Genomic DNA, 23783 nt, shown 5'->3' on the forward strand with positions numbered 1-23783 from the left:
TCCGGAATGTCCGATTCACGACGACAAATGCCGAAACCGCGCGAAAACCCGCCCCCGGTGCCTATTGTCGAAACTCGAATCACACCTGTCCCACTACTCGTGGTACGCGCCCGACCGTTCCCCCTGACGCACCACTGCCACACCCCACGAAGGAGCATCAGATGTCGCGTCGCCGGTTCGCCCGCTCACTCGGTGTCCTGTTCGCCGCTGCACTCGCCGTCGCGGTCCCCGCCCACGCCGCCGCCGATCCCGCCCCTGCCGGGGTGCCCGTCGACCAGTTGCGCGCCGACCTCGCGGGCTCGCCGGACCTCGTCGGCGCCCTCGACCGACTCGTCGACGCCGCGCGCACCCCCACGATCCTCGAACCGCCGCCGCGAAACATCCCGCAGCCGTTCATGACGCCCGCACCGACGGTCGGTCCCGGCTGCGGCGGCGGATTCACTCCATTCGCGATGACCTCCGGGTGGGCACATCCCGGCCCGCACGCCGACCCGGACATCGGGTTCGGGGAGATGAAGGTGTTCGTGCAGCCGACCATCCCCGTCCAACCGGCCGCCGCCGACCTGAAGTTCGTGTGGATGAACATGGAGAACTTCCGGGCCGGTGTCGCCACCCTCGACGATCAGGTCGGTGGGGTCCCGCAGCTCTCCACCACCATCGCGCCGGGTTCCGGACCCGTCATGGCGGCACTGTTCGGATCGGTGCAGTACGTCAACGGTGCGTTCTGCCAGGTCATCTACACCATGGGCGGATTCTTCGTCTGACCGACACGACCAACGACCGGGCGAGACGGCGGCCGGGCAACGCACCCTCAGCGGAGTCGTTCGGCCGCCCGCGCCAGCTCTACCAGCTCGGCACACAACCGGCGCAGCTCCACCGGATCGGCACCTTCGTCGACGGCGGTCGCCACGTCCTCGGCGGCGCACCGCACCTCGAACGCCCGATCGGTCACGGCCTCGGCCTCCGCCGACGACAACACCACCGCATCGGCCGCCGGCCCCGTGCTCGTCGCGGTGGCACGCTGCTCATAGGCACGTTGCCGGCACGACTGGCGGCAATAGCGGCGACGACGCCCCGTCCCGACCTCCGGCACCGGTCGTCCACACCACAGACAACTCGCTGGTCTGCGTTCCCGTCCGGCCATAGGGTGACACGTTACCGAGCGCAGAACCCGTGCCGGTAAACTGGCAGATCGGCCGCGTCCCCGGTTCGGGAACGGATTCGGCCCCGCCGACGTTGACATGGTGTGGACGTGGGAACCGCCCGGCACACGCCGCGTCGGTACCGGGCCCCACCGGGCGGAGCATTACGAGAGAGGACACCACCATGGCAGATCGTGTACTGCGAGGCAGCCGACTCGGGGCGGTGAGCTACGAAACCGACCGTGACCACGATCTTGCGCCGCGTCGGATGGCACGCTACCGCTGCGACAACGGCGAAGAGTTCGACGTGCCGTTCGCCGACGAAGCCGAGATCCCCGGCACCTGGATGTGCAAGAACGGCCTCGAAGGCACCCTCCTCGAGGGAGCTGCACCCGAGCCGAAGAAGACCAAGCCGCCGCGCACCCACTGGGACATGCTGCTCGAGCGTCGCTCGGTCGAGGACCTCGAGGAACTCCTCAAGGAACGTCTCGACCTGATCAAGAGCAAGCGGCGCGGCTGAACGACCCCCACCGGGTCTCACCACCCGAGCTGCGCACTCGGCGATGCCGTTGCGGGATTCCATTCCCGCAACGGCATTTCCTTTTCCCAGGATTGCAGGGCCACCTCAGATCGCGGACACGCCACAAAAAGATCAAATGGCGGGCACCCCCGCGGATGGGCGTGCAATTATGGGCGAACCCGCCGGACGAGAACAGGTCGCCGGCACCACCTTCACATCACGCACCGATCATCCGACGATCATCCGGTTGGCAGCACCCGGGGGGTGAATACACGTGAACGACAACAACACCGTCACCGGCAGTGACACCACGAGGCACATCGACACCACCACACACATCGAAGACGCCGGCGCCGATGCTGCGGCCGCGCTCGAGGCGTTGCGCGTCGAACTCGATCGCGTCGACCGGACATTGCTCGACGCCGTCCGAGACCGGCTGACACTGTGCACACGCGTCGCCGAACTCAAACAGCAACACGACATCGCGGTGCTGCAACCCGGCCGCATGCAACTCGTCCACCGCCGCGCCCGCGACTACGCCGACCGCCACGGCCTGTCCGCCGAGTTCGTGCGTGCACTCTACGACCTGCTGATCGGCGAGGCCTGCCGGGTCGAGGACCTCATCGTCACCGACAGCGACGACACCGCGCCGAGCCACCGGGACGACACCGCGCCGAGCCACCGGGACGACACCGCATCCAGCGAACGCCGGAGCTGACCCCGTCATGTCGGCGTCCGCGTCCTCACCCGCCCCCGGTGCGTCCCCCCCGGTCCGCACCCTGCTCGTGGACAACTACGACTCGTTCACCTACAACCTCTACAGCCTGCTGACCCGCGTCAACGGCACACCCCCGATCGTGGTCACCAACGACACCGCCTGGGACGAGATCCTCACCCTCGACTTCGACAACGTCGTCATCTCCCCCGGGCCCGGGCGTCCCGACCGCGAACGCGACTTCGGGATCAGCGCCCGCGCCCTCACCGAACTGCCCGTCCCGGTGCTCGGTGTGTGCCTCGGACATCAGGGGCTGTGCCACCTGTTCGGCAGCGCCGTGGTCCGCGCCCCCGAACCGGTGCACGGCCGCACCAGCGACATCCTGCACGACGGCACCGGGCTGTTCACCGGCATCCCGTCCCCCTTCACCGCCGTGCGCTACCACTCGCTGATCGTCGAGCAGGTACCCGACGAGTTCGAGGTGCTCGCCCGCACCGCCGACGGGTTGCTCATGGCCGTTGCGCATCGCCACCGCCCCCTGTTCGGGGTGCAGTTCCACCCCGAATCCATCGGCACCGACTACGGATTCGAACTGCTCGACAACTTCCGTGCCACCACCGCGACGCAGGCCCGCACCAGCCGCAACGGTGTCGCCGCGCCGCCCCCGGCACCGGCGGCAGCGCGGTACGTGCTCGAAAGCCGCACCCTCGACTGCCACCCCGACCCGCACGCGGTGTACGACGCCTTGTTCGCGGCCGGCCCGCACAGTTTCCTACTCGACGGCAGCGACGCGCTCGAACCGGACTCCCGGTTCACGGTGATGGGCGACGCCGCCGGACCCCGCGCCGAATTCGTGACCTACAGCGTCGCGGAAACCCTTGTGCACGAACATCACCGGGACGGCAGCAGCACCTCCTACCACTGCACGTTCTTCGACCACCTCGACCGGCGTCTCACCGAGCGGCAGGTCGCCCCCCGCGACGACCTACCGTTCACCTTCGGGCTCGGCTACGTCGGCTATCTCGGCTACGAACTCAAAGCCGACGCCGGCGGCCAACTGGTGCACACCTCCCCCGTCGCCGACGCCGCCATGGTGTTCGCCGATCGCGCCGTCGTCCTCGACCACGAGGCCGGCCGCTGCTACCTGCTCGCCCTGAGCGACCGGGTCGGCGAAGCCGCGACCGCGGCGTGGTTCGACGAGACCGCCGCGGTCCTCGCGACCCTGTCCGACTCGGTGCCTGCCCCGCCGCCGCCGCTGCTCGTGCGCGCCGACCGCGACGAGCACATCCGGGTACGGCACGACCCGCAGCGCTACCTCGAACTCATCGGCCAGTGCCTCGCCGAGATCCGCAGCGGCGAAACCTACGAGGTGTGCCTGACCAACACCGCGACCGTCGACCGGCACATCGACCCCCTGCGCACCTACCGGGTACTGCGCAGCATCAGCCCCACCCCGTACAGCGCCCTGCTGCAATTTCCCGGACTGTCGGTGCTCAGCGCATCCCCGGAACGGTTCCTGCGGATCGGCACCGACCGCGTCGTCGAATCCAAACCGATCAAAGGCACCCGGCCGCGCGGCACCACCGCCGCACAGGACCACGCCCTGCGCGAGCACCTGCGGCACTGCGAGAAGGACCGCTCGGAAAACCTGATGATCGTCGACCTGGTACGCAACGACCTCTCCCGGGTGTGCACCCCCGGATCGGTGCACGTCCCCACCCTCTTCGACGTCGAAACCTACTCTGCTGTACACCAATTGGTGTCCACCGTCCGCGGAACCCTGCGTCCCGACATGACCGCGGTGGACTGTGTGCGGGCCGCGTTCCCCGGCGGCTCGATGACCGGCGCACCGAAACTGCGCACGATGGAGATCATCGACAAACTCGAGGACGGGCCACGCGGCGTCTACTCCGGGGCACTCGGATATCTGTCCCTGACCGGCACGGTCGACCTGTCCATCGTCATCCGCACCATGGTCGCCACCGACCATCAGGTCAGCTTCGGCATCGGCGGCGCGATCGTCGCATTGTCCGATCCGGACGACGAACTCGAAGAAACCCTGGTCAAAGCCGTCGCGATGCGCCGCTGCCTCGCCGACCCCGGCGCGGGCGGCACCGGCGCGACCGAACCCCGCGACATCGCCTCGCTCACCGACGGACCCCGCCGGTGACGGCGGCACCCACCGGGCCGGTCGTCGTCGCCGGAGGCAGTGGCGCCGTCGGCGCGATGCTCGTCGCGGCGCTCCGACGCGACGGCCACCGGATCCACATCCTCGACCCGAACCCCACCGATCCCCCTACCCGACAACACGATCCGCAGTGCACCACCCTCCGCGCGGACGTGACGGCACCGACCCCCACCGCCGAATCCGCACTGCGCGCCGCCGCGACCGTGGTCCTCGCCGTCCCCGAACCGGTGGCCCTCGCCGCGCTCCCCACCCTGGCGACCCTGCTACCGCCCGGCACCTTGCTCGTCGACACTCTGTCCGTCAAAACCGCGATGGCCGGCGCCGTACACACCGAACTACCCGGCCACCCGGCCCTCGGCATCAATCCCATGTTCGCCCCGTCCCTTGCCATCGCGGGCCGCCCCGTCGCCACCGTCGTCTACCACGACGGACCGCAGGTCGAGCGGTTCGTCGCGACGCTACGCAGTTGGGACGCGCACGTCGTCCCGGTCGGCGCGGACGAACACGACCGGATCACCGCCACCACCCAGGCCCTCACCCACGCGACGGTCCTCGCGTTCGGGTTGGCGCTCGAGTCCCTCGACCCGCCCACCGCCGCGGACGCCACCGCCCCACCGCCGCACATGCTGCTGCGCGCCCTCCTCGCGCGCGTCGCCTCCGGCGCGCCCGAGGTGTACCACGACATCCAGGCGGCCAACCCGTACGCGGCGCACGCCCGCCGCGCACTACGCGACGCCCTCGACGAACTCGACGCGGCTGCCACCGACCACCGGTTCGACGCGTTCGCGGCGGTGATGACCCGGGCACGAACCCCACTCGCACCCGAACTGGACCGGTATCGTGCCCTGTGCGGGCACCTACTGACGATGCTGCCGTCCGCAGCACCCGGACCCGACCTCGAGCACGGGGGGCCCCGATGATCGATCCCGACCTCGCAATCCCACTCGCACCCACCACCGCCCCCGCACCGGTGCGGGCCCGGCTGCGTCCACCGGAACTACCCGACCACGACCCGACCGACCCCGTCGAAAGCGCTGTGATCCGCGGACTGTCGCGCTCCTGGGGTCGCCGCGCCGCGGTCAAGAAGACCGAACCGGACCTCGACGCGATGTTCGAGCCGACGCTCCGCGACTTCCCCGACACGATGATCCCGTTCCACACCCACCCGCGTTACCTCGCGCTCGATGAGCAGCACCGCGCCCGGATCGAGGCATGGGCCTGGATCGCCTACAACAAAAATGTCATCGACATCGAACAGCACGTCGTCAATCCCGGATTCGGGTTGATCACCGCCGACGTGTTCGGTCTCGGCCCCCACGACTCCGTCACCGTCGGGGTACTGCAGGCCATGGTCGACGAGCAATACCACACGCTCATGCACCAGAACGTCAACGCGCTGACCCGCCGACGCCGCGGCTGGGCGATGCCCGATGCGGCCCTGCCGCCGTGCCGCACCGTCCGCGCCCACGACGCAGCGGTCGCCCACGCCCTCGACCCGCGGCACGCGGCGCTGATCCGATTGGCGTTCACCACCGTCGCCGAAACCTCGATCAGCGCCTACCTCGGTCTGTTCACCGGCGACGAGACGGTCCAGCCGGTCAACCGCAGCACCGTCGCCGTGCATCGCCGCGACGAACTGTGCCACAGCTCCCTCGCCGGGGAACTACTGACCATGGTGTTCGACGAACTCGACGCGACCGAACGCGAACTGCTGCTCGACGCGCTCGCCACCGGGATCGAGGCATTCACCGGCAACGACATGGACACCTGGGCCGCGATCCTCGCGCACGAGCAGATCCCGGGCGGACAGGTCATGCTCACCGACACCGCCGCGGCGGCCGCCGCGCAACCGGTGGTACAGGACTGCACCGCGATCCGCCGCCTCTGCGCACACCTCGGGGTCGAAACCGACCTCGTGGCGCGCGGCCCGTTCGACCCCCCGCGGTGAACAGCGACGGCCGATCCCCGACGAGCGTCAGCGCCCGGTCGACCTCACCGGCAGAGCCCGCGCCAGCAGAGCCCGTGCCTTCGACACCCGCGACGCGAGTCCCCACAGCGTGACCTTGAGCAGCGCTTCCTGCACGATATTGCCGCTCATCTTCGATTCACCGATCTCCCGTTCGGTGAAGGTGATCGGCACCTCCGCGACGTCGAACCCGGCCTGCAGGGTCCGCCACGCCAGATCCACCTGGAAGCAGTAGCCGTGCGAGGCGATCGCATCGAGATCGAGGGCTTCGAGCACATGCCGCCGATACGCGCGGTAGCCGCCGGTGATGTCCTGGACAGCCACCCCGAGCGCAAGCCGTGAGTAGATGTTGCCGCCGCGGGAGAGCACCTCCCGATGCCACGGCCAGTTCACGACCGTGCCGCCGGGCACATACCGCGACCCCAGCACCAGATCGGCACCCGCATCGACCCGCTCGAGCAGAAGATGCAACTGCTCGGGGGCGTGACTGCCGTCGGCGTCCATTTCCACGAGCACGGTGTAGCCGCGCTCCAGACCCCACCGGAACCCGGCAATGTATGCGGCGCCCAGACCGTTCTTCTCGGTGCGGTGCATCACCTCGATGCGCCCACCTGCTCCATCCGCCTTTCGGTCGGCCGCCGCGAGCTCGTCGGCGAACCCGCCGGTGCCGTCGGGGCTGCCGTCATCGACGATCAGCACGTGGGTGTGCGGAAGCGCAGCGTGCAGCCGCTCGACGATCCGTCCGATGTTCTCACGTTCGTTGTACGTCGGAATGATCACCAGGGTGCGGGCGCTCGGTGCGCTCGTGTCCCCGGCCGGCGTCACCGCTGCCATCAAAGGTCCTCCCTGTCGAACCGGCCGGTGGCCGGGGTTGATGCTGCGCCGGACTCGGGCTGTGACCCCGACGCATCGCGTCGCCGGCGGTCGCGCACGAGGGCGACACCGGCGGCGGCCACGGCCCCGGCACAGAGCACGAGCTCCGGTACGGGTCCGAACCGACTAGCCAGCGTAGCGTCTTGCCGCAACTGCACGCGCGCAACCAACGCCGCCGGCTCGAACAGAGCGGTGCGTTGCTGCACCCGACCGTCGGGGTCGATCACCGCGCTGACCCCACTCGTCGCGGCGACCACCACGCTGCGACCGTGCTCGACGGCACGCACTCGCGACATCGCCAACTGCTGATACGTCATCTCCGTGTCCCCGAAAGTGGCATTGTTCGTGGGCACCGCCAGCAGCTGTGCACCGGCCTCGACCGAATCACGGAACGCCCGGTCGAACGCCACCTCGTAGCAGGTGGCCACACCGATCGTGATGCCCGCCGCGGTGACCGTGCCATCACCGTTGCCCGGCACGAAGAACCCGGCGCGGTCGGCGTATTCGGAGAACAACCGGAAGAACGACCGATACGGCAGATACTCGCCGAACGGCTGGATGATCCGCTTGTCGTGCCGCTCACCGGGCCCGCCCTGCGCGTCCCACACGATCACCGAGTTGGTGGTGGTGCCGTCACCGTTGACCAACACCGCACCCACGAGAATCGGGGCGCCGATCGCGGCGGACGCCGCGGTGATCTCCGCGGCAGCGTCGGCATTGCGCAGCGGATCGATGTCGGACGCGTTCTCCGGCCAGATCACCACATCCGGGGCGTCGACCTCCCCGGCACGGACCTGCCCGGCAAGCTCGAGGGTCCGCGCGACATGGTTGTCGAGCACTGCCTTGCGTTGCGCATTGAACTCCAGACCCAGGCGCGGCACGCTGCCCTGGATCGCGGCGACCGTCACCTCCCGCCCGACCGAGTCGGCAGTGTCCGGGGTGACGACCAACGGCCACGCCGCCAACGCTGCGAGCGGCGCCAACACCGTCCATGTCACCGCAGGCAGCAGACCACCGCGAGCCGAGTCACCCTGCCCCGGCGTACCGGGACGGCGGGCGCGGCCACGCACCACCGCGACCACGATCGCTGCCGCACCACTGCCGATCAACGCCACCGCGAACGACACCAGCGGGGCGCCCCCGACCGCGGCAAGCCACACCAGGAACCCGTCCGGTTGCCCGAACGCCAACCGGCCCCACGGAAATCCACCGAACGGCACCGACGAACGCAGATACTCGGTCAGCGACCACGCCGCCGCGATCCACAGCGGCGCCGCCGGCATCGACCGCAGATGCACCACCAACGCCCCGAACACGCCGACGAACAGCGCTTCGACCGCGGCCAGCGCCAACCAGGGCAGCGGACCGACATACACCCCGATCCACGGCAACAACGGCACCAGGAACCCGAGCCCCGCGAGATAGCCGTACCCGAACCCCGCCCACCGCCGCATCGGCCGTGCCGTCACCACCGTGACCAGGACTGCGATCCCCACCGGCGCCAGAAACCACAGCGGCCGCGGCGGGAAACTCGCGAACACCAGCAGTCCGGCACTCACGGCGGCGAGCGACCGCACCAACACCGGGGTCAGCCGCCGCGTCCACGTCGACCCGGCCCCCGGCGCGGCCGGCGCAGCGTCCTGCGGGACAGCGCTCACCGCTCGTACACCACACGGCCGCGATGCACACTGCGCACCAGCACCGGATCCTCGGTACCCGGAGTCAGATCCGGCAGCGGCGCGACCCGCGACCGCGGATCCGTCGACCAGCGCTGCACCCCGTCCTTGGGGGCACTGATCACCAACTCGCCCGCCTCCCACACCGCATACGACGCCGGCGCCCCCGGATCCAACGTTCCCGCCAGACCGTCCCGGACCCCACCGGCCCGCCACGCACCCCGCGTCGCCGCGGCGAACGCGGCGCGCGGCGAGATGCCGCTGCCCTCGGTGCGGTGATGCACCGCCGCCCGCAGCATCGCCCAGGGGCGCGGCGCGGTCACCGGCGCATCGGACCCGAACGCCAACGACGTGCCGGTCGCCGCGATCGCCGCGAAATCGTTGAGCGCCGCGGCCCGCTCGGTGCCGAGCCGCTGCGCGTACATCCCGGACGTGCCACCCCACGCCGCATCGAACCCCGGCTGCATGCTCGCCAGGATCCCGTACCGCGAGAGCACCTGCGCCTGCGCGGCGGTGACCGCTTCGACATGCTCGAGACGATGCCCGCACGACGCGACCGCGGGTCCACCCAACTCCGCGGCGACCTGCTCGACCGCCGTGAGCGCCGCAGCGACCGCACCGTCACCGATCACATGGAATCCGGCCTGGATCCCGGCGACGGTGCAGGCCCGCAGGTGCGCGACGATCGCGTCGACATCGAGATAGCTGCGGCCGCAACAGTCCGGCGCATCGAGATACGGCTCCGACAACCACGCGGTGTGCGACCCGAATGCGCCGTCGACGAACAGATCCCCGCCGAGCGCGTGGGCACCGGTGTCCGCGAGCACCGCGCGCGCCTGCTCCACCGTCGTCACGGCCTGCCCCCAGTAGCCGCGCACCTGCACCGGATGGTCGAGGGCGAGCAGTTCGGTGAAGTCGTCGAGACCGAAGATGTCGGGGCCACCACACTCGTGCACCGCGACGATCCCGTGCGCGGCCGCGTCGTCGAGGGCCGCGGTGCGGGCGCCAGCGCGTTGCTGCGGGGTCAGCGCCGCGTGCGCGGCGGCGCGCACCGCATGATGCGCGGCGGCGGTGAGCGGCTGCTCGGGGTGACTGCCGTCGAGGCTCGTGACCTGCGCGGCCGCCCGCAACGCGGTGGAGGCCACCGCCGAATGCGCATCGACCCGCGCGAGGTACACCGCCCGGCCGGGAGCCGCAGCATCGAGATCCGCGGTGGTCGGCGCCGCATCGGGCCAGGTGGTCTCGTCCCAACCCTGCCCCCAGATGACGGCGGTGTCATGGATGGCGGCGAACTCCGCGACCCGGCGCAGCATCTCGGCGCAGCTACCGGCATCGGACAGGTCCACCGCAAGCGGATTCCGCTCGGTGACCGTCAGCCCCTGGGCGGTGACGTGCATGTGGGTGTCGACGAACCCGGGGGCGACGAACAGCCCACCGAGGTCGATGATCTCCGCGTCCGGATGCAATGCCTTCCCCGGGCGGTCCTGACCGACCCACACGACGCGCCCGTCCGTGACCGCCATCGCGGTCGCGTCCGGGGCGGAGGAACTGTAGATGCGGCCGCCGACGAGCAGCTGGGTGCGCGGTGCTGAACTCACGAGAGTCCAGTCTGCCCTCTCGTCACGGGTGTCGGCGGGGCGGGGTGTCGACGATCTCGCCCTCGAGCACCCCGTCGCTGCGGATCACCGGGTCGCTCGCGGCGGGTGCGGTCAGGCGCGGATCGGCACCGAGCACGGTGTGCTCGACGACCTGCCCGTCCACCACCACCGTGCGGGTCCCCCGCACGGTGGCGCCGTGCCGCGCGACCTGCCGCGCCGCGAACATCCGCACCAGCGGACGCAGCACCGCGCGGGTCGGCAGCAGCAACACGATGCCGAGAACACTGGTGATCAGCCCGGGCATCAACACCAGGGCGGCGCCGACACCGATGAGCGCACCATCGGTGAGCATCCGCTCCGGCGTCACATCGAGGTTCGGCGGTGTGCCGCCGCGCAACGAGGTCAGATCACGCAGTGCGCGGCGCCCGCGGGAGGCCAGCACTGCGTAGCCGAGCACACTCACCCCCAGGAACAGCAGCACGGTGACGAGCGCGCCGAGCGTGGAGCCGAGCCAGGCGAGCACGGCGATCTCCGCGACCACGTAGGCGAGGAACAACAACAGGTACATGGCGGTCCTTCCGGGTGCCGGCCGCACCGTCTGCTCTGGGATGACCGGCCGTTACCCGATCAACGAACGGCACCGCGATTTTTCTCCCGACCCGGCATCGTTCGTGTGCGCCGCCTCCGATACCGCACCGCGCCGTGATCGAATGGTGTGATGAGCGCCGCGGACTGGGCCGTACTGCTGGTGGCGGCCACAGCCGCCGGGTGGGTCGACGCCGTGGTCGGCGGCGGCGGGCTGATCCTGCTGCCGGCCCTGTTCCTCGTCGCACCGCACCTCACCCCGCAGGCCGCGTTGGCGACGAACAAACTCACCGCGATCTTCGGCACCGGCGCGGCGGTGCTCACCTTCGCGCGGCGTATCCCGTTGCAGTGGAAGATCCTGGCCCCCGCGGCGCTGGTCGCGGCGGGGTGCGCGGCCGCGGGCGCGGCGGCGGTGTCGCTGATCGACCCGGACGCGTTCATTCCCCTCGTGATGGTGGTGCTGGTGGCGGTGGCGGTGTTCGTCACGGCGCGCCCCGCGCTCGGGACCGCCCCGGCACACAAACCGAGCGTGTTGCGTGTGGTGCTGGTGATCGTGGGGGCGGCCGCGGTCATCGGGTTCTACGACGGCATCCTGGGCCCCGGCACCGGTACCTTCTTCATCATCGTGTTCGCGGCGATGCTCGGCAGCGAATTCGTCACCTCGGCGGCGATGGCGAAGGTCCTCAACTTCGGGTCGAACCTGGGGGCGCTGGTGTTGTTCGCCCTCGGCGGGCACGTGTGGTGGACGCTCGGGTTGGCGATGGCGGTGTGCAATGTCGCCGGGTCGGTGCTCGGGTCACGCACCGCCCTGCGGCGCGGTGCCGGGTTCGTGCGGGTCCTGCTCCTGATAGTGGTCACAGCGATGGTGATCAATCTCGGAATCCAGCAGTTCGGATGAACAGGGCCGATACGCTGCTGCAGGTGAATGTCGTCGATCCCGATTTCCTGGCGCTGCCGTTGCTGCGCATCGCCGATGCGGCACTGTCGGTGGCCCGCGCCGCCGGCGCCCAGCACGCCGATGTGCGGGTGCATCGGGTGCGCACCGAATCGTTGATGCTGCGTGACAGCGCAGTCCAATCCGCAGTGGACGCGTCGGATCTCGGTGTGGCGGTGCGGGTGCTGATCGACGGGACCTGGGGTTTCGGCTCGCATCCCGACCCGGACCCCGACGGCGCCGCACACGCGGCCACGCGGGCGGTGACGGTGGCACGGGCACTGCGCCCGCTCAACCGCGACCCCGTCGAATGGGCACCCGAACCGGTGTACCGGGACACCAGGTGGTGCTCGGACTACGAGATCGACCCGTTCGCGGTGCCCACCGGCGAGAAGATCGCGGTATTGATCGACTATTCACGCAGGTTGCAGGGATCGGACGGGGTGCATCACGTCGCGGCGGGATGCGAACTGGTCAAGGAGCAGAGCTTCTACGCGGACCTGGCGGGCTCGTCGATCACCCAGCAGCGGGTGCGGGTGCATCCACATCTGGAGGCGACCACCGTGGACCGGGAGGCCGGGACGTTCGAGTCGATGCGCACCCTGGCCGCACCCACCGGGCGGGGCTGGGAGTACGTCGCGTCCGACACCGTGTGGGATTGGTCCGGTGAGCTCGCGGCGCTGCCCGAGTTGCTGGCCGAGAAGGCGCACGCACCGACGGTGACGGCGGGCCCGACGGATCTGGTGATCGACCCGACCAACCTGTGGTTGACCATCCACGAATCCGTCGGGCATGCCACCGAATACGACCGGGCGATCGGCTACGAGGCCGCCTATGCGGGCACCTCGTTCGCGACCCCGGATCAGCTCGGGTCGCTGCGCTACGGCAGCGCCGCGATGCACGTCACCGCCGATCGCACCCACCCGCACGGGCTGGCCACCGTCGGGTTCGACGACGACGGGGTGGCCGCCCAATCGTGGAATCTGGTGCGTGACGGCGTGCTGGTGGGGTTTCAGCTCGACCGGGCGTTCGCCGCGAAGGCCGGTGCGGCGCGCTCGAACGGCTGCGCCTACGCCGATTCGGCGCATCATGTGCCGTTGCAACGGATGGCGAACGTGTCGCTGCAACCGGATCCGCAGGTCGATCGCTCCACCGCCGATCTGATCGGCGGGGTCGAGGACGGCCTGTATGTGGTCGGTGACCGCAGCTGGTCGATCGACATGCAGCGCTACAACTTCCAGTTCACCGGGCAACGCTTCTACCGGATCCGCGGCGGCCGCCTCGCCGGGCAGGTGCGCGATGTGGCGTATCAGGCGACCACCACCGACTTCTGGGGTGCACTCGAGGCGGTCGGGGGCCGCTCGACATGGCAGCTCGGCGGCGCGATGAACTGCGGCAAAGCGCAACCCGGACAGATCGCGGCGGTGAGCCACGGCTGCCCGTCGGTGCTGCTGCGGCAGATCGACGTGCTCAACACCCGGCAGGAGAGCGGCCGATGATCGACGCACCCCGGCTCGTCGACTCCGCGTTGGCCGCGTCCCGCGCCGACGAGACGATCGTGCTGGTCACCGACAGCGAAGACGCGAATGTGCGGTGGGCGGGCAGTTCGCTGACCACCAACGGGGTGATGCGGTCGCGCAGCTGGACGGTGATCGCCATTCGCCGCGACCCGCAGCCCCGCTGCGGCATCGTCACCGCCCCGAGTGTGCCTGCCGACGAGGTCGCCGCGGTGGTGGCCGCGGCGGTCGCGGCCGCCGACACCGCAGCCGAGGCCACCGACGCGATGCCGCTGCTGCCCGGCGACGGAGTGCCCGCCGACTGGGCGGACGCGGCGGCCGGCACCGGCATCGAGGTGTTCGGTGACGTGATCGAGGCGCTGGCCGGCGAATTCGGCGACACCGGACGAGATCCGCTGTACGGGTTCGCGCACCACCAGGTGCACACCACCTGGCTCGGCACCTCCACCGGGCTGCGGCGCCGGTGGACCCAGAAGGACGGGTCGCTCGAGATCACCGCCAAACGCGGCGGGCTGTCCGGCGCCGGCGCGTGGGCGGGGGCCGGCACCACCGAATTCACCGACGTCGACACCGCGGCGCTGGTCACCGAACTGGACCGGCGGCTCGGGTGGGCAGGCACCTCGGTGGCGTTGCCACCGGGCCGGTACGAGACGCTGCTGCCACCGTCGGCGGTGGCGGATCTGATGATCTATCTGATGTGGTCGATGGCCGGGCGCGGCGCCGAGGAAGGGCACACCGCATGGTCACGGCCGGGTGGTACCCGCGTCGGCGAGACCGTGGCGGCGTTGCCGTTGACGTTGTCGTCGGATCCGGGCGCGCCGGGCCTGCGCTGCCCACCGTTCCTCACGGCGACCGCCTCGACCGACACGGTGTCGGTGTTCGACAACGGCCTCGACGTCGGGCGCGTCGACTGGATCCGCGAGGGCTCCGTGCACGCGTTGGCCTATCCGCGGGCCGCGGCGGCAGAATTCTCCGCGCCCGTGACCGTACCCGGCGAGAATCTGCTGCTCACCGGCGGTTCGGATGCCACCCTCGACGAGATGATCGCCGGCACCGAGCGGGGTCTGCTGCTCACGACCCTGTGGTACCTGCGGGATGTGGACCCGTCGACCCTGCTGGTGACCGGCCTGACCCGCGACGGTGTGTACCTGATCGAGGACGGGCAGGTGCGCGGCGCGGTGAACAACTTCCGGTTCAACGAATCACCGCTCGATCTGTTGCGTCGCGCCGTCGAGGTCGGTGCGACCGAGCGGACATTGCCGCGGGAATGGAACGACTGGTTCACCCGCACCGCGATGCCGCCGATGCGTATCCCCGATTTCCACATGTCCTCGGTCAGCGCGGCACAGTGAGGCCGTCCCCGACGATCGGGAGCCGGTCAGGATAGGTCGCGGCGGTGCCGCGCGGGGCTGCCGACATGCAGTGCGTTCGGGGCACAGTCGGCGGTGACCAGGGAAGCGGCGCCGATCACCGCGCCGGCCCCGATCGTCACTCCCGGCAGGATCACTGCCCCGGACCCGATCCAGGCGCCGTCCCCGATGTGTACCGATTCTCCGGTGAGCGGCCCGGCGCGCTGTGCGTTCGGTCCGGTGCGGTGACTGCTGGTGAGGACCCGCACATGATCGGCGAGGAAGACACGGTCGCCGACGGTGATGTCGGCGACCGTGTCGAAGAAACACCCGTGGTTGACGAACACCCCGGAGCCGAGCGTCAACCGGCCCAGCCCCTGCACCACCACGCCGCGGTGGATCAGGCTGGGCGCCGACACTCGCACCCCGGCGCCGCGGAGCAACCGGTGCCGCAGGGCGCCGGGTATCAGCGGCAGCCCCGCGGCAGCGACGAACACGGATTGGGACAGATAGGTGTGCCGCACCGAGGTAGAGCCTCCCGTAGAGTCTGTCGACAGCCGTCCTTCCGACAGCCGGTGTCTCCTAGAGCAGGTCGGCGAGTTCCTTCGTGATCTCTTCCGGGGTGACGGTCGGCTCGAAGCGGCGGACCACCGCGCCCTCGGGGTCGACGAGGAACTTGGTGAAGTTCCACTTCACCTCGTCGGTGCCGATCGCCTCGGGACGCGACTTGCTGACGTGCTCGAACAGGAACCCGTTGTCGGGACCGAAGTCGCCGGGCGCCTGCGCCCGCAGATACGTGTACAGCGGCGCCGCGTCGTCGCCGTTGACGTCGATTTTGCCGTAGACGGGGAACGTCACGTCGTAGTTCACCGAGCAGAAATCCTGGATCTCGCTGTCGGTGCCCGGCTCCTGCCCACCGAACTGGTTGCACGGGAACCCGACGACCTGCAGACCGGCGTCCTTCTTCGCGCGGTGCAGTGCCTCGAGTCCCTCGTACTGCGGGGTCAGCCCGCACTTGCTCGCCACGTTGACGATCAGCAGGTGCTTGCCGCGGTGCGCAGCGAGGGATTCGGTGCCGCCGTCGGCGGTGGTGACGGTGAAATCGTGGACGCTCACAGCTCTCCTCGGGGGTTGTTCGGGATCGGGCATGTCGAATTCGGATACGCGGGTCTGGACGCCCGGGTCTGTGTTCTCGGGTCGCTCGGTGTTCTCGGGTCACTCGGTGGGATCGAGGGTGCAGGCCAACCCGATCGTGCCGGACCGGCCGCGACGCAGCAGGCTGCCCTTGACGGTCAGCCACCCGAACAGTCGGTATTTTCCGATGATCGCGGACCGCGTGTGGTCGGTACCGGCCTCGTCGAGGATCACCGCGGTGCCGGGCACCGCGGCGCTGCGGGGCCGCCCCCGCGCATCGCACACCGCGAGCGTGATGCGCGGATCGCGTCGCACCCGCCCCACCTTGTGCGAACCGGTCGCCGTCCACACCAACAGGCGGTCGCCGTCGGCGACCGCCCACACGGCGGTGGCGACGGCGGTGCCGTTCTTGCGGAACGTACTCAGCAGCACGTATTGAGCGGCGGCGAGGTCGGCGAACGACGGTGTGGTGGCTTCCCCATCAGGCATGCGCCCACCCTACGGAACACCCGCCGCTGCGCGTGCGGCGCCGGCCGGTCATCCGCCGGCCGGCGCGCCGCGAGGCACGTCACGGAAGGCGACGTTCGGGTCGTGACTGCGTTCGCGCGGCATCCCCAACACCCGTTCGCTGATGGTGTTGCGGGCCATCTCGGTGGTACCGCCGGCGATCGTGTACGACTGCTGCATCAGGAAATCGGTGCCGCATTCGGCGACCGCACCGTCCTCGGCGTCCCACGCCGCACCGCCGTCACCGGTCATCTCGTAGATGATCGTGGTGATCCGGGTGGCGACCTCCCCGGACATCAACCGCAGGATGCTCGCGGCCTGGTCGGTCATCGCCCCGGTCGCCATCGCCTGCCCGACGCGCTGCTGCAACGCGTCCTTGACCAGCTCGAGGGTGGCGGCCTCCCCGATCAGGTCGCGGGCCAGGGGATCGTCGAGGCGCCCCGCGTCGCGGGCGACCTCGAGCAGTTCGTCGGTCCGCGACCCACCGCGGCTGTTGCCGGCAGGCAACGTCGCGTACGGGGAGCGCAACAGCAGCCGTTCGTGGAACATCCAGCGGGTGCCGACAGTCCACCCGGCGTCGACCTCGCCGATCCGGTCACTGTCCGGGATCCGCACGTCGGTCATGTATTCCTGGCAGAACTCCTTCGAGCCGCTGAGCATCTCGATGCGGTGCACCTCGATGCCCTCGGCCTTCAGTGGCACCATGAACACCGTCAACCCGCGATGCTTGGGCACATCCCAGTTGGTGCGGGCCAGGCACAACGCCCAGTCGGACCACCAGGCGCCGGTGGTCCAGATCTTCGAGCCGTTGAGGATCCAGTCGTCGCCGTCGCGCACCGCGGTGGTCACCGCGCCCGCGACATCGGACCCGCCGCTGGGCTCGGAGAGCATCTGCATCCACAGTTCCTCGCCGCGCAGGATCGCCGGGATGTGCCGCTTCTTCTGTTCCTCGGTGCCGAAATCGAGCAGCACCGCCGCACAGGGCACGAACGTGGGTGCCTGCAGGCGCGCCGGATACTCGAAACCGGCCAGTTCGTCGTTGAGGACCCGCTGGTGTGCCGGGGTCAGTCCCTGCCCGCCGTACTCGCGGGGAATGCTGACCCCGGCGAGCCCGGCGTCGAACATCGCCCGCTGCAGTGCGCGGTCGTGCTCGACGGCGGCGAGTTCGTCCTCGTCGGAGGTTTCCTTACGCAGCACACCGATGTGGGCGGCGGGATCGGCGGCCGCGAGGTTCGCGCGGATCCAGGTGCGGGCGCGGGCACGGAACTCGTCGAGGGTTTCGATCTCGACCTCGGTCTGGGTCACTGTGCGCTCTCCTTCGACATGGCGGCGGCTGAGATGACGGCGTCGGCGAGCGCCCCGCGGTGTTCGGCGGGGGTGCCGTAGGTGGACCGGTTCGCGGCGACACGCCGGGTATACAGATGCAGGTCGTGTTCGAAGGTCAGGCCGATACCGCCGTGGAACTGCACACATTCCTGCATCAGATCGGACGCGTGATCACCGATGTAGGCCTTCGCCGCGCTCGACAGCCGCGCCGCATCGGGGGCATCCACCGCGACCGCGGCGGCCGCGGCGTCACTGATCGCGTGACACGCCTCGAGCCACATCTTCATGTCCGCGAATCGGTGCTTGATCGCCTGATAGGAAGCGAGGGCCCGGCCGAACGAGTACCGGTCGAACGCCCACGCCACGGTGGTGTCGAACGCCGTCTGCAGCGCCCCGACGGTTTCGGCGCAGCCCAGCACGATCGCCAGATGCCGGGCGTACTCGGCGTCGGCGGCGCCGTCACCTGCGGCGCCGAGCAATGCGCTCGTAGGGAGCCGCACCCCGTCGAAGTCGACCTTCGCGTAGCGGCGGGTCAGATCCACCGAACGCATCGCGGTGACGGTCACGCCGGGAGTGTCGCGCGGCACGAGGACGTGGCTGAGCCCCTCGCCGGTGCGGCCGGTCACCAGCAGCACCTCGGCGGTGCCTGCCGCCTCGACGGGGCGTTTGGTGCCGTGCACGATCACCTCGTCACCGTCGACAGTGATCTCGAGTGGTGCGGCGGCGGCGCGGGCCCCGGGGGCGGGTTCGGCGGTGCACCACGCGCCGGTCACGGAGCCGTCCAGCAGGCCGGCGAGAGTGTCGGGGTGGCTGTCGTGCCTGCCGAGAAGGGCCGCGACGATGTTGGTCGGGACGAGCGGTCCGGGGGCAGCGCGCCGGCCGAACTCGTACGCGATCAAGGTCAGGTCGAGTAATCCGGAGTCGCTGATGGAGCCGCCGCCGTGCTTTTCGTCGACGAGCAGGCTGGTCCAGCCGAGTTCCGCACCGGCACGCCAGAAGTCCGAGTCGTATCCGGCGGCGTCGTCGCGCAGGCCGCGCAGCACCGCGACCGGGGTGCGTTCCTGCAGGAACCGTGCGGTGGTGTCGCGGAAGAAGTCCTGGTCGGGCGTGGGTTCGAGCAGCATGCAGTGCCTCTCGTCTCGGTGGCACCCACAAGTGGAGTACCTCAATCTCATTAATGAGAATATAGTTATCCCATCCTGTAAAGGAAAGTCTCGTCGCCGGGCGGTGGGAGACCACCACCACACCCGGATACTGAAGGACGTGACCGCGCCGAACTCGAACGACGACACCGCAGCAGTAGACGTGCATCTGCCCGCCGGAACACTGACCGCCGGGCAACTGCAGACCCTCGCCGACCTCGCCCACACCCACGCCGGTGGCGCCCTGCACCTGACCGTGCACGCCCACCTGCGACTGCACGGCCACCGCGCACACCTCACCGCCGCCCTCACGGACGCCGGATTCACCGTCGGCCACCCCGACCTGCCGCACCTGCTCGCGTCCCCGCTCAGCGGACGCATCGGAGGACTACGCGACATCCGGCCCCTCACCGACGCCGCGCTCCCCCACCTGCCCACCGCCCACCCGGGCGCGGTACTCGGACTCGACGACGGCACCGGCGACATCGTCGCGCTGACCCCCGATCGCGCCCTGCTCGCCCTGCCCGGCGACGAATGGACACTGGTCCTCGCCGGCAAGGACACCGGGCTCCGGCGCTCCGACCCCGCCGCCGCCGTCGACCTCCTGCTCACCACCACCGCCACTGCGGAACCCTCTGCCGCCCCGGCCACGCCCGTCACCCTGCCCACACCCCCGAACCCACCGATCGGATGGCTCGACCAACCCGACGGCACCGTCACCCTCGCCGGAGGCCTCACCGGCGGCCTACTCCCCGCCCGCCTCGCCGAATTCCTCGCCGCCGTCGACCACCCCCTCGTCCTGACCCCCTGGCGTTCGATACTGCTGTGCGACCTCCCCGAACAGATCGCCGAACAAGTCGTACGGGTCCTCGCCCCGATGGGATTGATCTTCGACGCACACTCACCACACCTGCAGTAACCCACCGAACAGCCCCGCAAACCGCAACATCGGCCTACCGTGACACAGGTGAGTTCCGACCCCTCAGACTCCGCCTCCCCCACCGCCGACCCCGACACATTCGACGTGATCGTGCTCGGCGGCGGCCCCGCAGGCGAGAACGCAGCGCAATACGCCATCGCCGGATCCGACCGCACCGCCGCCCTCGTCGAACACGAACTGGTCGGCGGCGAATGCTCCTACTGGGCCTGCATGCCCAGCAAGGCCCTACTGCGCCCCACCCAGGTCCTCGCCACCGCCACGCACATGCCCGGCGTGCAACAACACGTCACCGCCGACCACGTCGACACCCCCGCCGTCCTCGCCCGCCGCGACACCTTCACCTCAGACCACGACGACTCCTCACAAGTACTGTGGGCCGACGCCGCCGGCATCGACGTGATCCGCGGCCACGGCAGCCTCACCGGAATCCGCACCGTCACCGTCGACGGCGACCACCCCCGCACCCTGCACGCCCGCCACGCCGTCGTCCTCGCGACCGGCACCCTCGCCACCGTCCCCGATCTCCCCGGACTGCGCGCGGCGCTGCCCTGGACCTCCCGCGACGCGACCAACCTACGACAGATCCCACGCCGGGTCCTGCTGATCGGCGGCGGCGTCGTCGCCTGCGAAACCGCCACGTGGCTAAGGCAACTCGGTGCCCACGAGATCACCGTCGTCGTCCGCGGACCACGACTGCTGGCGCAGGCCGAGTCGTTCGCCTCCGACGCCGTCGCCGCCCGGATGCACGCCCGCGACGTGCAGGTGCGATTCGGCACCGAAGTCCGCTCGGTGGCGCGCCCCGACGCCCGCGATACCGGCATCGGCATGATTCACGGCGGCCCGATCACCGTGGAGCTGACCGACGGCAGCACCCTCGAGGTCGACGAACTCGTCGTCGCCGCAGGCCGCAGACCCACCACCGACGGCCTCGGCCTGGACTCGGTGGGGCTCGCCACCGACGGGGTCGTCCCCGTCGACGACCATCTCACCGTCACCGGCGTCGACGGCACCTGGCTGTATGCGGTCGGCGACGTCAACGGCCGCGCCGCCCTGACCCACATGGGCAAATACCAGGCCCGGGTGTGCGGCGACGTCATCGCCGCCCGCGCCGAGGATCGGCCCCTCGGCGGCTCCCGGTACCGGGCGAGCGCCGACCACGGCCAGGTCCCGCAAGTGATCTTCACCGCCCCCGAGATCGCCTCCGTCGGCCATACCGCCGCATCCGCCCGCGACGCCGGATTCGACGTCGAGGTGCTCGAGTCCGACATCGACGTCGCCGGCGCCGCCCTGCACCGCGACGATTTCACCGGGCACGCTGCGCTCGTCGTCGACCGCGCCACCGACGTCCTCCTCGGCGCCACCTTCGTCGGAGCCGAGGTCGCCGAACTCGTCCATGCTGCCACCATCGCGGTCGTCGGGAAGGTCCCCCTCGATCTGCTCTGGCATGCCGTCCCCGCCTACCCCACGATCAGCGAAGTATGGCTGCGTCTCCTCGAAACCCGCCACCGCTGAGGTTCTTCGCGCAGCGCGTATGGATCGGCCGTCGCCCTCGCGTGGCGCTATCCTGCGCCTGCTGCCGTGCGCGGATCGCGTACCCCCTGCCTCGACCACTCGCTTCGCCGCGAGCCTCGACAACACGCCTTCGGCACGGCCCAATCGGATTCGGCGTAGGCATTTTCAGCGTTCCTTCAACTCAGCGGTGCACGCATTCCCCGATCGCGCGCACCGTGGTCAACAGCATGGTGCACCTGCGGTTCTCCACGTCGAAACCACGACCCTATCCCGGCCTCGGCGGCGAGGATGCGCTCTCATACTGGCCAGGCACGTAGTGCGGCATCGATCGCGGTGATCAGACTCTCGAAGCTGGCGTCGGTCGCTCTGTCCATGGCAAAGCCGTGCGCGATCTCCAGCGCGACGAACCCGTGTAGTGCACTGCGAAGGAAACGCGTGGCATCGATGAGGGCCTTCTCCTCGTCAATGCCGTAGCCGGCGAGCACATCTGAGAGGACATCGAAAATTTCTTGTGCTGCCTCGGCGTGCTCTGGGTCGTCGGGGCGCGGCCGGAGCAGGTAGTTGTAGCTGCCGGGGTGTTCGCGCGCGTAGTCGCGGTAGGCCGCAGCGACGGCCGCCGTCGCCAAGGCACCCGACCTGCCGCTGGCCGCTCGCCGCAGTGCTGCACCGATGGCGCGGGCGGCGACAACGGCCAGCCGTCCATGCAAGTCGTCGAGGCCGCCGATGTGTTTGTAGAGGCTGGGTTGGGCAACCCCGAACCGTTGGGCCAGCGCGGTCAGCGTGAGTGCTTGTGTCCCTTCTTCGTCGACCAGTCGACCCGCCTCGGTGATGACCACATCGGTCGACAAGCCGGCCCTAGGCACTCCGGCCGCCCGCGACCTGGACCAGTGCGTCGGCGACCTGCTCGGGGGCCTGCGCCTGGGGGTAGTGACCGACCTCGGACACCATGACCACCTTTGCATCGAGCCGCTGCCCGACCCAAGCGGCCTCGACGGCGGGATCTTTCCAATCGATGTCGTCGGCGCCCATCACCACGATGGTCGGTGCACGGACTTCGCCCAGCCGGGCCTCGGCCGGGGCATGGCTGGTGCGGCTCGTCCGCACAAACGCTTTCCAATGCCCCGGACGGTGAAGATTCTCGGCCACGGCAGCGGTGTGCTCGTCGTATCCCTCGGGCTTCGCCCCCGGTGTCCACTTGGAGTAGAACCACATGAACGCTGCTCGCCCCCAGGGCCTGAGTAGAGCTAGCCGCAGCATCAGCGTGCCCAGCATGCCACCGGGCGGGTTACGCACAAACGGACCGATCAGCACTAGCCCCTGTATGGCCTCGGGACGGTCGGCGGCAGCGATGACCGAAGCTCCGGCACCCATTGAGTTTCCCAGAAGATATGCCGGGCCGCCGAGTTCGTCGATCAGGGCGAGCGTGTCGGAGGCCAGCGCTACGTCGTCGTATGCCGAGAACGTGGCATCAGAGTCCCCGTGACCACGCAGATCCACGGTGGCCACACGAAAGCCGGCATCTACGAGAAGCGGGGTGAGGTGCCGGTACGACGACCGCAGCTCCCCCATACCTGGCAGGCAGACGACGAGAGGACCCTCGCCGTCCAAATCGTAGGCAAGTCGACCTTCGGGCCGCCGGAGGAAATGGTTAGAACGCATAGCCGATAAGCTAGTACCACTAGCCTGCCGTGTCAAACCCTGTGCCGTCACTGGATCAGGCAAGCCCCGACGCGCCGACTGGCCTCCGCCACCCCTCGGAGCAATGTTGCCGATCAACTCACCGAACGCCGCAACCGTCCGGTGAAAAGATCCCCTTACGGGGCAACGCTGACGCCCTCGACTGTGACCTTCAGCGATAAACGGCAGCGTTCTCGTAGGTTTGCTGGCAGGAGAGCCCTACTCCTGATGGCCCCTTTGGCTTCTCCAGCTGATCTCCACGACGGTTCATCCTGGACCGACTGCGGTCGAGATGACGCGGTAATCTGCGGGATGGTAGCCCCGCGCCCGGTGGTGTCGTCCATCGGTTCGTCGAGTGTGTGGGGTTCGAGAATGACTGTTGATTCTGTTGATCGCACGATTGTCGTGTTCGTCCCCGGTTGGGTTCTCGATGACCGTTCGCTTGCACCTCCGTCAGTGGGCGACATCGTCGAGGTCGTGCT

At 69.6% G+C, this 23783-nt stretch carries 22 protein-coding genes and 1 pseudogene; 11 read left to right on the top strand and 12 right to left on the bottom strand.

Going from position 1 to position 23783, the window contains the following annotated elements; translation table 11 throughout:
* The first annotated feature begins 161 nt into the window (after window positions 1–161).
* Window positions 162–764 (top strand): hypothetical protein, encoded by a 603-nt coding sequence (locus ACFWB0_RS15105; RefSeq protein WP_378491269.1) that lies wholly within the window; start codon window positions 162–164, stop codon window positions 762–764.
* A 47-nt stretch (window positions 765–811) separates the two neighbouring features.
* On the opposite strand, the gene ACFWB0_RS15110 is transcribed toward ACFWB0_RS15105, so the two are convergent.
* Window positions 812–1144: a hypothetical protein gene (locus ACFWB0_RS15110; protein ID WP_378491270.1), complete on the bottom strand. Its 333-nt coding sequence runs from the start codon at window positions 1142–1144 to the stop codon at window positions 812–814.
* A 182-nt stretch (window positions 1145–1326) separates the two neighbouring features.
* Between ACFWB0_RS15110 and ACFWB0_RS15115 the strand changes: the two genes are divergently transcribed.
* The 5 genes from ACFWB0_RS15115 (at window position 1327) to ACFWB0_RS15135 (ending at window position 6513) form a co-directional block, all read left to right on the top strand.
* Entirely contained in the window at window positions 1327–1662 is a 336-nt protein-coding gene (locus ACFWB0_RS15115; RefSeq protein ID WP_378491271.1) for an RNA polymerase-binding protein RbpA, read from the top strand.
* Between the two features lie 274 nt (window positions 1663–1936).
* Complete coding sequence (locus ACFWB0_RS15120) at window positions 1937–2380, top strand: chorismate mutase family protein (protein ID WP_378491272.1); 444 nt, start codon at window positions 1937–1939, stop codon at window positions 2378–2380.
* A 7-nt stretch (window positions 2381–2387) separates the two neighbouring features.
* Window positions 2388–4547 carry an aminodeoxychorismate synthase component I gene (pabB, locus tag ACFWB0_RS15125; protein ID WP_378491273.1) on the top strand — a complete coding sequence of 720 codons (2160 nt, stop codon included), beginning with the start codon at window positions 2388–2390 and terminating at the stop codon, window positions 4545–4547.
* On the top strand, window positions 4544–5485 hold the full coding sequence (locus ACFWB0_RS15130; protein WP_378491274.1) for a prephenate dehydrogenase dimerization domain-containing protein: 942 nt from the start codon (window positions 4544–4546) through the stop codon (window positions 5483–5485). The genes pabB and ACFWB0_RS15130 overlap by 4 nt, the downstream gene beginning before the upstream one ends.
* Window positions 5482–6513 carry a diiron oxygenase gene (locus ACFWB0_RS15135; protein WP_378491275.1) on the top strand — a complete coding sequence of 344 codons (1032 nt, stop codon included), beginning with the start codon at window positions 5482–5484 and terminating at the stop codon, window positions 6511–6513. The genes ACFWB0_RS15130 and ACFWB0_RS15135 overlap by 4 nt, the downstream gene beginning before the upstream one ends.
* A gap of 27 nt (window positions 6514–6540) precedes the next feature.
* Here ACFWB0_RS15135 and ACFWB0_RS15140 read toward each other — a convergent pair whose 3' ends face one another.
* The 4 genes from ACFWB0_RS15140 to ACFWB0_RS15155 all read right to left on the bottom strand — a co-directional run bounded on the left by ACFWB0_RS15140 (window position 6541) and on the right by ACFWB0_RS15155 (window position 11246).
* Complete coding sequence (locus tag ACFWB0_RS15140; protein ID WP_378491276.1) at window positions 6541–7365, bottom strand: polyprenol monophosphomannose synthase; 825 nt, start codon at window positions 7363–7365, stop codon at window positions 6541–6543.
* Window positions 7365–8996: an apolipoprotein N-acyltransferase gene (gene lnt, locus ACFWB0_RS15145; protein ID WP_378491298.1), complete on the bottom strand. Its 1632-nt coding sequence runs from the start codon at window positions 8994–8996 to the stop codon at window positions 7365–7367. The genes ACFWB0_RS15140 and lnt overlap by 1 nt, the downstream gene beginning before the upstream one ends.
* A gap of 62 nt (window positions 8997–9058) precedes the next feature.
* Entirely contained in the window at window positions 9059–10678 is a 1620-nt protein-coding gene (locus tag ACFWB0_RS15150; RefSeq protein ID WP_378491277.1) for an amidohydrolase, read from the bottom strand.
* Between the two features lie 22 nt (window positions 10679–10700).
* Window positions 10701–11246 carry an FxsA family protein gene (locus ACFWB0_RS15155; protein WP_378491278.1) on the bottom strand — a complete coding sequence of 182 codons (546 nt, stop codon included), beginning with the start codon at window positions 11244–11246 and terminating at the stop codon, window positions 10701–10703.
* A 150-nt stretch (window positions 11247–11396) separates the two neighbouring features.
* Between ACFWB0_RS15155 and ACFWB0_RS15160 the strand changes: the two genes are divergently transcribed.
* The 3 genes from ACFWB0_RS15160 to ACFWB0_RS15170 are packed head-to-tail and all read left to right on the top strand — an operon-like array spanning window position 11397 to window position 15066.
* Complete coding sequence (locus tag ACFWB0_RS15160) at window positions 11397–12161, top strand: TSUP family transporter (RefSeq protein ID WP_378491279.1); 765 nt, start codon at window positions 11397–11399, stop codon at window positions 12159–12161.
* The gene (locus ACFWB0_RS15165; protein WP_378491280.1) at window positions 12158–13696 is read left to right on the top strand and encodes a TldD/PmbA family protein; all 1539 of its coding nucleotides are present in this window, start codon (window positions 12158–12160) and stop codon (window positions 13694–13696) included. The genes ACFWB0_RS15160 and ACFWB0_RS15165 overlap by 4 nt, the downstream gene beginning before the upstream one ends.
* On the top strand, window positions 13693–15066 hold the full coding sequence (locus tag ACFWB0_RS15170; protein ID WP_378491281.1) for a metallopeptidase TldD-related protein: 1374 nt from the start codon (window positions 13693–13695) through the stop codon (window positions 15064–15066). Before ACFWB0_RS15165 ends, ACFWB0_RS15170 begins: the two co-directional genes overlap by 4 nt.
* A gap of 38 nt (window positions 15067–15104) precedes the next feature.
* Here ACFWB0_RS15170 and ACFWB0_RS15175 read toward each other — a convergent pair.
* The 5 genes and pseudogenes from ACFWB0_RS15175 to ACFWB0_RS15195 form a co-directional block, all read right to left on the bottom strand.
* Window positions 15105–15254 (bottom strand): annotated as a pseudogene (locus ACFWB0_RS15175) (acetyltransferase); the annotation flags it as partial.
* 391 nt (window positions 15255–15645) lie between these two features.
* Window positions 15646–16179 carry a glutathione peroxidase gene (locus ACFWB0_RS15180; protein WP_378491282.1) on the bottom strand — a complete coding sequence of 178 codons (534 nt, stop codon included), beginning with the start codon at window positions 16177–16179 and terminating at the stop codon, window positions 15646–15648.
* A gap of 99 nt (window positions 16180–16278) precedes the next feature.
* Entirely contained in the window at window positions 16279–16686 is a 408-nt protein-coding gene (locus tag ACFWB0_RS15185) for a PPOX class F420-dependent oxidoreductase (RefSeq protein ID WP_378491283.1), read from the bottom strand.
* 48 nt (window positions 16687–16734) lie between these two features.
* Window positions 16735–18009: an acyl-CoA dehydrogenase family protein gene (locus tag ACFWB0_RS15190; protein WP_378491284.1), complete on the bottom strand. Its 1275-nt coding sequence runs from the start codon at window positions 18007–18009 to the stop codon at window positions 16735–16737.
* A complete protein-coding gene (locus tag ACFWB0_RS15195) occupies window positions 18006–19154 on the bottom strand; it encodes an acyl-CoA dehydrogenase family protein (RefSeq protein WP_378491285.1) in 1149 nt (382 codons plus the stop codon). The genes ACFWB0_RS15190 and ACFWB0_RS15195 overlap by 4 nt, the downstream gene beginning before the upstream one ends.
* Window positions 19155–19293: 139 nt before the next feature.
* Here ACFWB0_RS15195 and ACFWB0_RS15200 point away from each other — a divergent pair, with 139 nt between their 5' ends.
* Both ACFWB0_RS15200 and ACFWB0_RS15205 read left to right on the top strand, forming a co-directional pair.
* Window positions 19294–20091, top strand: a complete 798-nt coding sequence (locus tag ACFWB0_RS15200; RefSeq protein WP_378491286.1) for a precorrin-3B synthase — start codon at window positions 19294–19296, stop codon at window positions 20089–20091.
* Window positions 20092–20139: 48 nt separating this feature from the next.
* Window positions 20140–21624, top strand: coding sequence for a dihydrolipoyl dehydrogenase family protein (locus ACFWB0_RS15205; protein WP_378491287.1), 1485 nt, complete (start codon window positions 20140–20142; stop codon window positions 21622–21624).
* 296 nt (window positions 21625–21920) lie between these two features.
* On the opposite strand, the gene ACFWB0_RS15210 is transcribed toward ACFWB0_RS15205, so the two are convergent.
* Both ACFWB0_RS15210 and ACFWB0_RS15215 read right to left on the bottom strand, forming a co-directional pair.
* The gene (locus ACFWB0_RS15210) at window positions 21921–22472 is read right to left on the bottom strand and encodes a TetR/AcrR family transcriptional regulator (RefSeq protein ID WP_378491288.1); all 552 of its coding nucleotides are present in this window, start codon (window positions 22470–22472) and stop codon (window positions 21921–21923) included.
* Between the two features lie 7 nt (window positions 22473–22479).
* Window positions 22480–23283, bottom strand: coding sequence for an alpha/beta fold hydrolase (locus ACFWB0_RS15215; RefSeq protein WP_378491289.1), 804 nt, complete (start codon window positions 23281–23283; stop codon window positions 22480–22482).
* Between the last annotated feature and the right edge of the window lie 500 nt (window positions 23284–23783).

Origin of the sequence: Rhodococcus sp. NPDC060086, from assembly GCF_042730275.1 — a bacterium.
Lineage (GTDB): Bacteria > Actinomycetota > Actinomycetes > Mycobacteriales > Mycobacteriaceae > Rhodococcus.